The following is a 13,722-nucleotide window of genomic DNA, read 5'->3' as shown; positions in this document are numbered from 1 at the left end:
CATCGCCACTCACGAGGGTCAGACTGTGATGCGCCGAGAGGGCCCGTGCTGCGTCACGTGACGTGCCGACGTGTTCTCACACCCGTTCGAGGCGGACGACGACCCATTTCGACGTGGGGGTGCCGGAGTCGAGGGCCTGGGAATCGAGGGGAACCAGTGGGTTGGTCTCCGGGTAGTAGGCAGCGACGCAGCCGGTGGGGGTGTCGTAGGAGACCAGCCGGAAGTCCTCCGCGCGGCGCTCGATCCCGTCCTCCCACTCCGAGACCAGGTCGACGCGGTCCCCGTCGGCGAGGCCGAGCCCGGTGAGGTCGGCGGGGCTGATGAACACGACGCGGCGGCCGGAGCGGATGCCGCGGTAGCGGTCGTCGAGGCCGTAGACGGTGGTGTTGAACTGGTCGTGGCTGCGCAGGGTCTGCAGCACCAGCCGGCCCTCCGGCACGGTCATCACCTCGAGCGGGCTGACGGTGAACACCGCCCTGCCCTGCGCGGTGGGGAAGGTGCGGCTGTCGCGGGGCGGGTGGGGGAGGGGGAACCCGCCGCGTCGCTGGATCTTCTCCTCGTAGGCCTCGCAACCGGGCACGACCCGCCCGATCCGCTCGCGGATCCGGGAGTAGTCGGCGGCGAAGTCCGGCCAGGGGATCCCGTACCGGTCGCCGAGGGTCGCCGCGGCGATACCGCAGAGGATGTCGACCTCGGAGCGCAGCAGCGGGCCGACGGGTTCGGAGCGGCCGCGGGAGGCGTGCACGGCGGACATGGAGTCCTCGACGGTGACCCGCTGGAGCAGCCCGCCGGTGCGGTCCTGCTCGGTGCGGCCCAGGGTGGGCAGGATCAATGCGTCCGCACCGGCGGTGAGGTGGCTGCGGTTGAGCTTGGTGGAGATCTGCACGGTGAGCGCGGCCGAGCGCAGGGCGGCCTCGGTGACGTGGGTGTCGGACATCGCGGCGGCGAAGTTCCCGCCGAGCCCGACGAACACCTTCGCGGTCCCGTCGCGCAGGGCGCGGACCGCGGCAGCGGCGTCGTGGCCGTGCGCACGCGGGGGGTCGAAGCCGAACTCGGCGCCGAGGGCGTCGAGGAAGACCTCGGGGGCCTTCTCCCAGATGCCCATGGTGCGGTCGCCCTGCACGTTGGAGTGCCCGCGGACCGGGCACAGCCCCGCACCGGGTTTGCCGATCATGCCCTGGAGCAGGGCGACGTTGACGAACTCGGCGATGGTGGCCACGGCGTTGCGGTGCTGGGTGATACCCATGGCCCAGCAGTTCACGATCCGCTGCGAGGTCGCGAACATCTCCGCGGCGGCCTCGATCTCGGTCCAGGACAGCCCCGTGGCGGCCAGCACGGCGGCGCGGTCGAGGTCGCGGAGGTGGGCGGCCCAGGCGTCGAACCCGACGGTGTGGGCGGCGATGAAGTCGTGGTCGGCGGCGTCGCGGCGCAGCAGCAGGTGCCCGATGGCCTGCCAGAGGGCGAGGTCACCGTTCGAGCGGATCTGCAGGTAGGTGTCGGCCAGCCCGGTGCCGCGCCCGGCCAGGCCCTTGGGGGTCTGCGGGTTGTCGAAGCGCAACAGCCCGGCCTCGCGCAGCGGGTTGATCGCCAGGATGCGTGCGCCGTTCTGCTTGGCGATCTCCAGCGCGGAGAGCATGCGCGGGTGGTTGGTGCCCGGGTTCTGCCCGGAGATCACGATCAGGTCGGCCTCGTGCAGGTCGGCCAGGGACACGGAGCCCTTGCCGATGCCGATGGTGCGGGCGAGGGCGACCGACGTCGACTCGTGGCACATGTTCGAGCAGTCGGGCAGGTTGTTGGTGCCGTAGGCGCGGGCGAGGAGCTGGTAGACGAACGCGGCCTCGTTCGACGCCCGCCCGGAGGTGTAGAACAGCGCCTCGTCCGGCGAGTCCAGCGCTTGCAGGTGCTGCGCGACCAGCGCGAACGCGGAGTCCCACGAGATCGGCTCGTAGTGGTCGGCGCCGGCCCGGCGCACCATCGGGTGGGTGAGCCGGCCCTGGCGCTCCAGCCAGTGGTCGGACCGTCGGACGAGCTCGGAGATCGGGTGGGTGGCGAAGAACTCCGGGCCGACGGTGGCGCGCTGGCCCTCCCACGAGACGGCCTTCGCGCCGTTCTCGCAGAACTCCGCGGTGTGCCGGTGATCGGTCGGGTCCGGCCAGGCACAGGACATGCAGTCGAACCCGTCGACCTGGTTGAGGGTCAGCAGGTTGCGGGCGGCGCGCACCGGCCCCATCTGGCGCAGCGCCCGCCCCATCGACACCGTCACCGCCTTCAACCCCGCCGCGTGCGAGGCCGGGCGGCCCACCCGCAACCCGGACTCCTCGGCGTCGACCCTATCGACCGGGGCAGGGGTGGCGTCGGGCGTGGTGGACACGGGGGAACCTCCGGCGGTGGTGCGAGCCGGCGGGTATCCGGCCGCCCGAGTCTAGATCAGCCGGTCAGAGCAGCAGGACGAGCGCGACCACGGCGAGCAGCACGCAGAATCCGAGGAGCGCGGCCAGCACGACGCCCGGCCGCTCCACCGGCGACCGCAACCGGGTCCACCCCAGCTCCGCGGCGGCCGCGTCGACGATCCGATGGCCCTCGGTCCCCACCTCCGTCGCCTCCGGGCGGCGCCCGAAGCCGGGCAGCAGAGGGCGGTGGTCGCCGGGTCCCTCGGGTTCCTCGGCCGCGTCGGGCACCGGGACGCGCGAGTCGGTGACCCGGTAGGTGCCGGTGGCCGCGTCGAGCGCGACCCGGTGGGTCAGGGTCTCCCGGCGCCGGCGGCCGCGCGCCCCGGGCGGGCTGCTGACCTCGGCGACCAGTTCGAAGCCGGCATCGGTGCCGGCCACCGTGTACGGCGTGCCCGTCGCCGCCTTGCGGACACGGGCGACCAGGACCGCCGGGTCGTGCGCCATGTCGGGATCAGGCCGCCGGGGAGGCGCCGGCGCGGCCGCCCTCGGCCAGCACGTCGAGGCCGAGGCCGAGCTCCGCCGCCAGGGCGGCGACGGTGAAGAACGCGGGCGTGGGGATCCGCCCGGTCTCGATCTTGCGCAACGTCTCGGGCGAGATGTCCGCGCCCGCCGCGACGTCGCCGATGCTCCGGTCGCCCCGGGCGGCGCGCAGCAGGGCGCCCAGTCGCTCGCCGCGCTCGCGGTCCTCGGGGGTCAGGGGGACGCGCACCATGCCGTCATACTAATACCGGTATAGTTATCGACGTGATCGAGCTGAAGACGCCCGGGGAGATCGACGCGATCGACGCCGCCGGGTCCCTGGTCGCCCGCATCCTCGCCGCGGTCCGTGAGCGGGCGGCGCCCGGTGTCCGGCCCAGCGAGCTGGACGCGCTGGCCTCGGACCTGATCGCCGACGCCGGGGCCGTGTCGAGCTTCCGCGGCTACCACCCGCGGTGGGCGCCGGAACCGTACCCGGGCGTGCTGTGCGTGAGTGTGAACGACGCCGTGGTCCACGGGATCCCGTCGCGCACCAGGCTCCGGGAGGGCGACCTGCTCAGCGTCGACTTCGCCGTCCACCTCGACGGCTGGTGCGCCGACGCCGCCTTCAGCGTCGTCGTCGGGGGCGGGGACCCGGGCGCGGGGGTCGACCCCGCACGCTCCGTCTCCGGTCCGATGGTCGACTCCGCACGCTCCGTCTCGGGTTCGATGGTCGACTCCGCACGCTCCGTCTCGGGTTCGATGGTCGACTCCGCACGCTCCGTCTCCGGTTCGATGGTCGACTCCGCACGCTCCGTCTCCGGTTCGATGGTCGACTCCGCACGCTCCGTCTCCGGCGACGAGAAGCTGATCGCCACCACGGAGGCCGCACTCGCCGCCGGGATCGCGGCCGCGCAGCCGGGCGCGCAGATGGGCGACGTCGGGTACGCGATCGGCCAGGTCGCCCGCGGCGCGGGCTACGGGATGCTCGCCGACCACGGCGGACACGGCGTCGGTCGGTCGATGCACGAGGAGCCGCACGTCCCCAACGAGGCCACGCCACGTCGTGGCCTGAGGCTGCGCCCGGGCCTGGTGCTCGCGATCGAGCCCATGCTGCACGCCGGCGGGAAGGACTCCTATCGGCACGACCGCGACGGCTGGACGATCCGCACCGCCGACGGCAGCCGCGCCGCGCACGCCGAGCACACCATCGCGATCACCGAGAGCGGTCCGCGGATCCTCACCCTCCCCTGATCCGCGAGCCGGTTCCACGACCTCCGGCCGGCTGTGCGTGGTGAGTGGTGCCGGAGCACCACTCACCACGCACGGCGGGGACGTGCGGTTCGGTGGAGCGGAGAGCCGCCGCGCGGGGTGGTCAGTCGCTCGTGACGCCGTCGGCGAGCAGGCCGACGCCGATCCCGGCGAGCCAGACGTCCTTCGCGATGCCCAGGCCCTGCTGGCTCGGCCAGATGCTGCCCGGCCGGCGCATGCCCGGGATCCGGGCGTACAGGCCGAGCAGGCTCCCCGCGAACGCCGTGAGCAGCGCGCCGCCGACGACCGCCGGGACGAACGGCGTGAGCAGGGCGACGCCGGTGGCGATCTCGCCCGCGGCGAGGGCCTTGACGAACCGCTCCTGCGGGACCCGCTTGAGGAAGGGGTAGGCGGTGGTCGCCATGCCGTACACGCCCGCGGCCTGCTCCGGGCCGGCCTTCCACTTCTCCAGGCCGGAGTGGAGCACGAAACCGCCGCTGCTGATCCGTCCGGGGAGCTCCCGGAGCTTCGCCAACGCCATGCCCGGACGGTAACACAAGTGGGGACTGCTCCCCGTTTAGTCCGATAGGGTGCGCGTCGTGACACTGCGCGCCGACGCCGAGCGCAACCGCCGCGCCCTCGTCGCGGCGGCCCGCGCGGTGTTCGGCGAGCAGGGCCTGCAGGCTCCGATCGACGAGATCGCGCGCCGCGCCGGGGTGGGCAACGCGACGCTCTACCGTCGCTTCCCCACCCGCCGCGCGCTGGTCGCGGCGGTGTTCGCCGAGCGAATGGCGGACTTCGCGCGGGCCGCGGAGGAGGCGCTCGCCGAGCCCGACCCGTGGACCGGCTTCCGGGCCTACGTGCTCACGGTGCTCCGCATGCAGGCCTCGGACCGTGGCCTCGCCGACCTGCTCACGCTCAGCGTGCCGGCCGAGCCGGGGCTGGAGGCGCTGCGCGGGCGGGTCGAGGCCGGGCTGGCCGAACTGGTCGACCGGGCGCAGCGCTCGGGAGACCTGCGCGCCGACGTCACGCCCGAGGACCTGCCGCTGCTCCTCATGGCCAACGCCGGCCTGGTGCACCGCACCGCCGAGGCCGCACCGCACGCGTGGGAACGGTTCGCCGCTTTCGTGCTCGACGGGTTGCGCGCCCCTGCCGTCTCGGCCCCGGCGCCGCCGGGCCCCTCCCGGGAGGCCCTGGCACGGTCGATGCGCGCGGGTGCGGCGCGGCTGGGGTGCGTGGAGTGACGGCCGACGAGGTCGCCGCGGCCGTGGCGGGACGGTCCGTCGTGCCGACCTGACCGCTCCGCCGGTTCCGCTCTGGTCGGACGGGTGGCCGTTCGTGCAGGATGCGAGGCGTGTCCGACGTCGCACAGTTCACCCCGCAGACCACCGAGGCGATCGCCCGGGCCCGGCAGCACTCGCTCGGCGACCTGTTGCGCCGCACCGCGTTGCGCTACCCGGACAAGCTCGCGGTGGTCGCGGGCGAGCGCCGGGCGAGCTTCGCCGAGTTCGACGCCGCCGTGAACCGGTGCGCGAACACCCTGGCCGGGAAGGGCCTGGAGAAGGGCGACCGGCTGGCCCTGCTCTCGCACAACTCCTGGCAGTTCGCCGTGCTGGCCTTCGCCACCGCCCGGCTCGGCGTGGTGCTGGTGCCGGTCAACTTCATGCTGGGCGCCGAGGAGATCGCGTTCATCCTCGGGCACTCCGGCGCGAAGGGCATGGTCACCGAGGACGCGCTCGCCCCCACCGCGGAGAAGGCGCTCGCCTCCGCCGGGATCTCGGCCGGGGTGCGCGGCTGGATCGCGCTGTCCGGTGCGGGTTCGAGCTCAGGCCCGACCGGGGACTGGGAGGACGTCGACGGCTGGATCGACTCCGGCTCGGACGCTCCGCCGGAGGTCCTGGTGGCCGACGACGACCCGCTGCGGCTGATGTACACCTCGGGCACCGAGTCGCGGCCCAAAGGGGTGATGCTGTCGTCGAAGTCGCTGATCAGCCAATACGTCTCCTGTGCGATCGACGGCGGGATGAGCGTCGAGGACATCGAGGTCCACACCCTGCCGATGTACCACTGCGCGCAGCTGGACTGCTTCTTCTCCGTCGACGTCTACCTGGGCGCCACCTCGATCATCCTGCCGGGCCCCGACCCGGCGCGGCTGCTCGAGACGATCGAGCGCGAGAAGGTCACCAAGCTGTTCTGCCCGCCCACGGTGTGGATCTCGCTGCTGCGCCACCCCGACTTCGACACCCGCGACCTGTCCAGCCTGCGCAAGGGTTACTACGGCGCGTCGGCGATGCCGGTGGAGGTGCTCAAGGAGCTGTCGCGGCGGCTGCCCGACGTGCAGTTCTGGAACTTCTACGGGCAGACCGAGATGTCGCCGCTGGCCACGATCCTGCGCCCGCACGAGCAGTTGCCGCACGCCGGGTCGGCCGGCCGTGCGTCGTTGAACGTCGAGACCCGAGTGGTCGACGACGAGGACAACGAGGTCCCGCCGGGCGAGGTCGGCGAGATCGTGCACCGGTCCCCGCACGCCGCGCTGGGCTACTACGACGACGAGGAGAAGACCGCCGCGGCCTTCCGGAACGGCTGGTTCCACTCCGGGGACCTGGGCGTGGTCGACGAGAACGGCTACCTCGCCGTCGTCGACCGCAAGAAGGACATGATCAAGACCGGCGGGGAGAACGTCGCCTCCCGCGAGGTCGAGGAGGCGCTCTACCTGCTCGAGGGCGTCGCCGAGGTGGCGGTGTTCGGCATCTCGCACCCGCACTGGATCGAGGCGGTGACCGCGGTCGTCGTGCCCAAGCAGGGCGTGGAGCTGACCCGGGAGCAGGTCGACGCGCACGCCCGCGAGGTGCTCGCCGGCTACAAGCGGCCGAAGTACGTGGTGTTCGCCGAGTCCCTGCCGAAGAACCCCAGCGGCAAGATCCTCAAGAAGGACCTGCGCGTTCAGCACGCGGATCTGTCGAGCGAGGTCTAGCGATCGTTCGTCCAGGGGGCGGGAAGCGAGGGGTGCGCAACGACGGGCAGGCGCCGGCCGTGCCGGCACGCAGTAGGTCCGCACCACAGTGCCGTCTGTGCAGGGGAGTGCGCACAGAAGTGCCGTTCGTGCACCCGGCAAGGTGATCGCGGGCGCCGGGTGCGAACGGCGCTCTCGGTCAGCACGGCTGGGCGAGAGCGCCCCCGCTTCTAGCCGGTGGGCGCTGCGTTCGAGCCGGGGCCGTTGAGCGCCTCCGTGTCCGCAGTGTTGTCCGGATCGGATCCGCCGACCGTGTCCGGGCTCGTCGTCTCCGCCTGAGGGCCGCGAGTCGGGCGGGTTCGGGTCGTGGTCTGCGCGGCAGTGGTGGTCGGTGCGGGGGCGACGGTGGTCGTGGGCGCCGGCGGCGTGGTGGTCGCCGCCGGAGCGGTCGCGACCGGAGCGGCGGGGGCGCGGGTGGCCGTGGCGGCGGGGGCCCTGGTGGTGGTCGCGGGCGCCTCCGCCACCGCCGCCGGCGGCGGCGCGATCTCGTCCGTCTCCACGGTGTCGCTCGCCTCGGCGGTGCTGGCGCCCCCGAGCAGCGGGATCTCCATCAGGGGTCCGCTGTTGCCGGCGGCCAGGCTGACCCCGACCACCGCGAGGAACACGACGCACACCGCGACCACGCTGTACACGCCGAACTTGATGCTCCGGGTGCGGCGGCCGCGCTCGTCGACGAACACCGGGCGCACCGAGGCGATGGCGGCGGTGGCGTCGACCGGGGACTCGGCCGCCAGGTCGGCCCGGCGCCGGGCCGAGATCGCCGTGGTCGCCTCGAGGGCCGGTACGCCGGCGAGGGCGGTGGCGTCGGGATCGGCCGGACCCCCGACGACGGTCGCGTCCCACTCCGCGACCCGGTCCACGCGGGTCGCGTCCGGGTCGGCCGGTCCGCCCAACCGGGTCGCGGGCCACTCCGCCGGACCGCCCAACCGGGTCGCATCCGGGTCCCAGGACCGGTCCCGGACCTCGGCACCCCGGGCAGCGGTACGGGTGCGGCGGGGGTCGCCCGGCGTGGCCAGCGGCGGCGCCGGACACCCCAGCGGCACGTCGTCCACGTCGTCGAGCGGCGGGCGGGGTACGGGGACGGACCGCATCGCGCGCGTCTCGTCGTCGATCATGGGGTCACGTCCTCCGGGGGAGCGAGGCCCGCGAGCACGTCGCGGACCGTCCGGGTGAAGGCGAAGCGGGTCTGTGCGATGCCGCTGCACGCGTAGGACGCCGTGGCAGTGCCGGGGCAGTCGCCGTTGTCGCGTCCCACGGACCACAGGCCGACGGCGCCGATGCCGCGGTCCCTGGCGAGCCCGGCGACGCCCGCGGCGTCGGCGAGGCCGGTGACCGGACCGGTGTCGGTCCGGCCGAGCATGAGGGTGATGCCGATCCGCGACGGGTCGCGGTCCAGCTGCCCGACGACGGCGTCCGTGGCCCGGAGCATCGCCCTCGACCAGTCGCCCTCGTCGGGGAAGTTCATGACCATCGCGTTGACGCGGGCGTCGACGCCGTGCGCCGCGACGGTGCGGGCCAGGTCGAGCGCCGCGGCGGTGAGGCCGGTCGCCGCGTCCTGCACCGGCAGGGTCAGCGTGACGTCGACGCCTGGGAGCAGCGCGAGCGCGCTCGCGATCTTCTCGGCGTCGACCCCGGTCTCCACGTCGACGTCGAGCCGCGTGGCGCCGACGGACGTGAGCGCGGTGCGGTACGCCCCGGCCAGCGTCTCGGCGGTCGGACAGGCGTTCTCCAGGTAGGTGCCGGTCGCGCCACCGGTCGCCACCGTGACCTGCTCGAGCGAGCGCGCCGCCTCGACCACGACGGGATCGGTGATCGGGGTCTGACCGCCCCACGAGGGCGTGCAGCTGCCGTCGGCGGACAGCACGAACGCCAGGACCGCCGAGCGGACGCCGGTCTGCGCGACCATGTCCGGCAACGGCGAGGGCCGCAGCGAGACGTCGACGTACGGCAGCACGTCGGGGGCGGTGGGGTGCGACTCCGGCGCCGGTTCGACCGTGGGCGCGGCGCACGAGAGCAGCACGGCGCCGAGGGCGAACGGCAGCGCGAGCAGCACGGCCGAACGCCACGGCATGCGGGGTCGCCGCATCGGCGCGTCCTCCACCGGATGGACCAACAGGGAGCGGCGGCGGCTACACCGCGCGGCTTCGGGAGCCGCACGGCGGCGACCGCCGCGCTATCCGTCCATCGAAAGAGTGACGAGAACCGTTACGGCGCTGAACGACCTGTGACGCTCAGCCCGTCGAGGCAACCTCCGGCTCACCCACCATCTCCGGGTCACCACACCATCTCCGGGTCACCCGACCATCTCCGGCATCGACGCGGTCGTCCCGCTCTCCGCGGCCGGGTCCGTCAGCAAGGGGCACGCGAGCCAGGTCTCGGGGATGCCGAAGGCGTCGACCAGCAGCCGCGCGTGCGGGCGCAGCTCGGCGCACAGCTCGTTGACGGCCGCGACGACGGACCGCGTCTCCGCCGCCGTGAGCCGGCCGTGCTCGAGATACCACGCCCGGGACCGCTCGATCGTCGCGAGGGCGTGCAGGTCGCACACCGTCTCCAGCAGTGCCTGCACCGACGGGTCGGCGGCCCGCGCGATCCCGGCCACGAACGCGTCGAACACCAGGAGGTCGACGTGGGCGCGGGCGGCGTCGAGCAGGTGGTCCTGTGCGGCGTTGAAGACGCCGAACTGGTCGGCGCCCTTCTTCAGCGCCGGGCGCAGCCGCCGGGCCGCCCCCGACAGCAGGTGCTCGGCCCGGTCGGCGATCAGCCGTCGTTGCTCGGCGCGGTCCCGCGGGTGCAGGCCGCGGCCCGGGAGCCGGCGTGGCAGCTTGTTCGCGCCCGTCCGCTCCGCCGCGGCGTCGAGCGCCTGTGCCCCGACGAACCGGGCCAGCCCGAGCGGCGAGAGCGTCTGGACGCTGCGGCCGTAGTCCGACAGCAGGTTCTTGGCGAGCAGCTGGAGCAGGACGGTGTTGTCGCCCTCGAAGGTGGTGAAGACGTCCGTGTCCGCCTTGAGCTGTGGCAGCAGGTTCTCCGACAGGTACCCCGCGCCCCCGCACGCCTCGCGGCAGGTCTGGATGGTGTGCGTGGCGTGCCAGGTGCCGATCGCCTTGACGCCGGCGGCCCGGCTCTCCAGCTCGCGCTGCGCCTTCTCGTCCGGCTCGGCTCCCCGCCGATCCGGTGCCTGCAGCCGGTGCATCTCCGCGACCAGGTCGTCCTGCGCGAACTGCAGGGCGTAGGTGGTGGCCAGCAGGGGCAGCAGCTTCCGCTGGTGGGCGCGGTAGTCGAGGATCGCCGTCTCCTCGCCGGTCCCGGGGTCGGCGAACTGCCGGCGGCGTTCGCCGTATCGGATCGCGAGGGCGAGCGCCTTCTGCGCGGCGCTGCCGGCGCCGCCGGCCACACTGATCCGGCCGCGGACCAGCGTGCCCAGCATGGTGAAGAAGCGGCGGCCCTCGTTCTCGATCGAGCTGGAGTAGCTGCCGTCCGGCGAGACGTCGGCGAACCGGTTGAGCAGAGCCTCGCGCGGCACCCGCACGGAGCGGAAGGTCAATCGGCCGTTGTCGACGCCGTTGAGGCCCGCCTTGTGCCCACAGTCGCTGATCTCGACACCCGGCATCGCGGTGCCCGTGTCGTCCCGGATCGGGACCAGGAAGGCGTGCACGCCGTGGCCCACGCCCTTCGTGACGAGCTGGGCGAACACGACGGCCATCCGACCGTCCCGTGCGGCGTTGCCGATGTAGTCCTTGCGCGCCCCCGGCTCCGGGGTGTCGATCACGAACTCTTCGGCCACCGGGTCGTAGGTGGCGGTGGTGCGCAGGTGCTGGACGTCGGAGCCGTGGCCGGTCTCGGTCATCGCGAAGCAGCCGAGCAGCTCGCCGTCCATGATCTGCCGCAGGTGACGCTCGTGGTGCCGCTCGGTGCCCAGCACCTGCACGGCGCCGCCGAACAGGCCCCACTGGACACCGGCCTTGACCAGCAGCGACAGGTCGCCGTAACCGAGCGCCTGGAACGCGGTGACGACGCCGCCGACGTCGCCCTTGCCGCCGTACTCCGGCGCGAAGCCGGTGTGCGGCTGGCCTGTCGCGGCGAGTTCGTGCACCAGCTCGAGGATCCGCGCGCGGTACTCCTCGACGGACAGGTCGGGGGCGGCCGGGCCGAACCGGGCCATCTGCTCCCGCACCGAGCTCCGGACGTCGGCCCAGCGGCCGTCGACGGTGGAGCGGAGCGCGTCCACGGACGGGGTCATGCGGTGCCTCCTGCAGTAGTCGTGCTCGCGACGTGAGCCGTGCCGGTGCTCGCTCCGCACGCTGCGCCGGTGCCGGTGCTCGCTCCGCACGCTGCGCCGGTGCCGATGCTCGCTCCGCACGCTGCGCTCGGTGTGCCCGGCAGGCCGGCCAGTCCGGTCCAGGCGAGGTCGGTGAGGCGGGCGGCCAGCTCGGCGCGGGTGGTGCGGCCGGGGCGGGCGACCCAGTCGTCGGCGGCCCCCCGGACCATCCCGACGAGCGCGTGTCCCCAGGTGCGCGCGGCGGGTGCACCGGGCAGGAAGGTCTCGATCACTTCGGCCACCTGGTCGCCGATCACCGTCACGAGGTCGGTGACGGGATCGGCGTCGGCGAGGGCGGCGCCGAGGAGCGGGCGATGTACCACGAACCGGTACACCTCGCGGTCGGACTCGATCAGCCGCAGGTACGCGTCGATGCCCGCGGCGACGGCGGCGTGCGGGCCCGCGCCCTCGGCCAGGACCCGATCGGTCGCGCGCCGGATCTGCCCCGTGAGCACGCGTGCGACCGCCTCGCACACCGCCGCGTACAGCCCCGCCCGGTCCCGGAAGTGCCGGTAGACCGCGGTCTTCGAGGTGCCCGCAGCGGCCGCGATCCCGTCCATCCCGACGCCGGCCCCGTGCTGGCGGATCGCCGCGACCGTGGTACCGACGAGCTCGGCACGGCGTTGCTCGCGGTGGGCGTCCCACCGGGAGTCGCGCCGGTCGCGCACGGGATCGATGGTCGGCTGCGCAGGCTTCGCCGCGATCCCGACGGTCGGCTGCGCAGGCTTCGCCGCGATCCCGACGGTCGGCTGCGCAGGCTTCGCCGCGGTCCCGACGGTCGGCTGCGCAGGCTTCGCCTCCGACTTCATGAAACCGACGGTACCGGGTACCGTGGGTCCTGGCTACTCGTGGGTAATGCCCGAGCACCACATCCGCTCGAGGAGGAACGCCATGCCGTCCACACCGCGGCGCGCCGCTGTCATCGGGGGCAACCGGATCCCGTTCGCGCGCGCCAACGGGCGCTACGCCCGCGCGTCCAACCTGGACATGCTCACCACCACGCTCGACGGCCTGGTCGCCCGCTACGGGTTGGCCGGCGAGCGGCTGGGCGAGGTGGTCGCCGGGGCCGTGCTCAAGCACTCGCGGGACTTCAACCTCACCCGGGAGGCGGTGCTCGGCTCGCGGCTCGCCCCGTCCACCCCGGCCTACGACGTCCAGCAGGCGTGCGGGACCGGCCTCGAAGCTGCGCTCCTGGTGGCCAACAAGATCGCGCTCGGCCAGATCGAGAGCGGGATCGCGGGCGGGGTCGACACCGCCAGCGACGCGCCGATCGCCGTCAACGAGGACCTGCGCAAGGTGCTCGTCGCGCTCAACGGGGCGAGGACGGTGCAGCAGCGGCTGAAGCTGCTCGCGAAGCTCCGGCCGGGGCAGATCGTGCCGGACATCCCGCGCAACTCCGAGCCGCGCACCGGCCTGTCCATGGGCGAGCACGCGGCGATCACCGCGAAGGAGTGGGGCGTCTCCCGCGAGGCGCAGGACGAGCTGGCCGCCGCCAGCCACCGCAACCTCGCCGCCGCCTACGAGCGGGGCTTCTTCGACGACCTCGTGACCCCCTACCTGGGCCTCACCCGCGACGACAACCTCCGGCCGGACTCGTCGGTGGAGAAGCTCGCGAAGCTCGCGCCGGTGTTCGGCACACAGTTCGGCGACGAGGCCACCATGACCGCGGGCAACTCGACCCCGCTGACGGACGGCGCCGCGCTGGCCCTGCTGGGTTCGGACGAGTGGGCAGCCGAACACAAGCTGCCGGTGCTGGCCCACGTCGTCGACGCCGAGACCGCCGCGGTGGACTACGTGCACGGAGACGGAGCTCGCGGAGCCGACCACGGCCGTGACGGGCTGCTCACCGCGCCGGTGTACGCGGTGCCGCGGCTGCTCGAGCGCAACGGGCTCACCCTGCAGGACTTCGACCTCTACGAGATCCACGAGGCCTTCGCCTCCACGGTGCTCGCCACCCTCAAGGCGTGGGAGGACGTCGGGTTCGCCAAGGACCGGCTCGGCCTCGACACCCCGCCCGGCTCGATCGACCGGTCGAAGCTCAACGTCACGGGCTCGTCGCTCGCCGCCGGGCACCCGTTCGCCGCGACCGGCGGCCGGATCGTCGCCACCCTGGCGAAGCTGCTGCACGAGAAGGGCGCCGGCCGGGACGGGAAGGCCCGTGGGCTGATCTCGATCTGCGCGGCCGGCGGCCAGGGCGTCGTCGCGATCCTGGAGGCGTGAGCATGAGCCCCGACGAC

General features: G+C 73.6%; 12 protein-coding genes. 4 read left to right on the top strand and 8 right to left on the bottom strand.

Annotation, left to right across the window (positions count from 1 at the left end; translation table 11 throughout):
• Positions 1–76 precede the first annotated feature (76 nt).
• The 3 genes from ACL02T_RS28805 to ACL02T_RS28795 form a co-directional block, all read right to left on the bottom strand.
• Entirely contained in the window at positions 77–2,371 is a 2,295-nt protein-coding gene (locus ACL02T_RS28805; RefSeq protein WP_412833931.1) for an FdhF/YdeP family oxidoreductase, read from the bottom strand.
• A gap of 64 nt (positions 2,372–2,435) precedes the next feature.
• A complete protein-coding gene (locus ACL02T_RS28800) occupies positions 2,436–2,894 on the bottom strand; it encodes a hypothetical protein (protein ID WP_412833930.1) in 459 nt (152 codons plus the stop codon).
• A gap of 7 nt (positions 2,895–2,901) precedes the next feature.
• Positions 2,902–3,162: a helix-turn-helix domain-containing protein gene (locus ACL02T_RS28795; protein ID WP_412833929.1), complete on the bottom strand. Its 261-nt coding sequence runs from the start codon at positions 3,160–3,162 to the stop codon at positions 2,902–2,904.
• Between the two features lie 32 nt (positions 3,163–3,194).
• On the opposite strand from ACL02T_RS28795, the gene ACL02T_RS28790 reads away from it, so the two are divergent.
• Entirely contained in the window at positions 3,195–4,160 is a 966-nt protein-coding gene (locus ACL02T_RS28790; RefSeq protein WP_412833928.1) for a type I methionyl aminopeptidase, read from the top strand.
• Between the two features lie 121 nt (positions 4,161–4,281).
• On the opposite strand, the gene ACL02T_RS28785 is transcribed toward ACL02T_RS28790, so the two are convergent.
• A complete protein-coding gene (locus tag ACL02T_RS28785) occupies positions 4,282–4,698 on the bottom strand; it encodes a hypothetical protein (RefSeq protein ID WP_412833927.1) in 417 nt (138 codons plus the stop codon).
• 58 nt (positions 4,699–4,756) lie between these two features.
• Here ACL02T_RS28785 and ACL02T_RS28780 point away from each other — a divergent pair, with 58 nt between their 5' ends.
• Positions 4,757–5,401 carry a TetR/AcrR family transcriptional regulator gene (locus ACL02T_RS28780; protein WP_412833926.1) on the top strand — a complete coding sequence of 215 codons (645 nt, stop codon included), beginning with the start codon at positions 4,757–4,759 and terminating at the stop codon, positions 5,399–5,401.
• 110 nt (positions 5,402–5,511) lie between these two features.
• On the top strand, positions 5,512–7,131 hold the full coding sequence (locus ACL02T_RS28775) for an acyl-CoA synthetase (RefSeq protein ID WP_412833925.1): 1,620 nt from the start codon (positions 5,512–5,514) through the stop codon (positions 7,129–7,131).
• Between the two features lie 209 nt (positions 7,132–7,340).
• On the opposite strand, the gene ACL02T_RS28770 is transcribed toward ACL02T_RS28775, so the two are convergent.
• The 4 genes from ACL02T_RS28770 to ACL02T_RS28755 all read right to left on the bottom strand — a co-directional run bounded on the left by ACL02T_RS28770 (position 7,341) and on the right by ACL02T_RS28755 (position 12,294).
• Complete coding sequence (locus tag ACL02T_RS28770) at positions 7,341–8,285, bottom strand: hypothetical protein (protein ID WP_412833924.1); 945 nt, start codon at positions 8,283–8,285, stop codon at positions 7,341–7,343.
• The gene (locus ACL02T_RS28765; RefSeq protein WP_412833923.1) at positions 8,282–9,256 is read right to left on the bottom strand and encodes a glycoside hydrolase family 18 protein; all 975 of its coding nucleotides are present in this window, start codon (positions 9,254–9,256) and stop codon (positions 8,282–8,284) included. The genes ACL02T_RS28770 and ACL02T_RS28765 overlap by 4 nt, the downstream gene beginning before the upstream one ends.
• 207 nt (positions 9,257–9,463) lie before the next feature.
• The gene (locus tag ACL02T_RS28760; protein ID WP_412833922.1) at positions 9,464–11,407 is read right to left on the bottom strand and encodes an acyl-CoA dehydrogenase family protein; all 1,944 of its coding nucleotides are present in this window, start codon (positions 11,405–11,407) and stop codon (positions 9,464–9,466) included.
• A complete protein-coding gene (locus ACL02T_RS28755) occupies positions 11,404–12,294 on the bottom strand; it encodes a TetR/AcrR family transcriptional regulator (RefSeq protein WP_412833921.1) in 891 nt (296 codons plus the stop codon). Before ACL02T_RS28755 ends, ACL02T_RS28760 begins: the two co-directional genes overlap by 4 nt.
• Before the next feature lie 82 nt (positions 12,295–12,376).
• Between ACL02T_RS28755 and ACL02T_RS28750 the strand changes: the two genes are divergently transcribed.
• Positions 12,377–13,705, top strand: coding sequence for an acetyl-CoA C-acetyltransferase (locus tag ACL02T_RS28750; RefSeq protein ID WP_412833920.1), 1,329 nt, complete (start codon positions 12,377–12,379; stop codon positions 13,703–13,705).
• Positions 13,706–13,722: the final 17 nt, after the last annotated feature.

The organism is Pseudonocardia oceanicola, assembly GCF_047200735.1.
GTDB lineage: Bacteria > Actinomycetota > Actinomycetes > Mycobacteriales > Pseudonocardiaceae > Pseudonocardia.
This window is presented reverse-complemented; position numbering and strand designations above follow the sequence as displayed.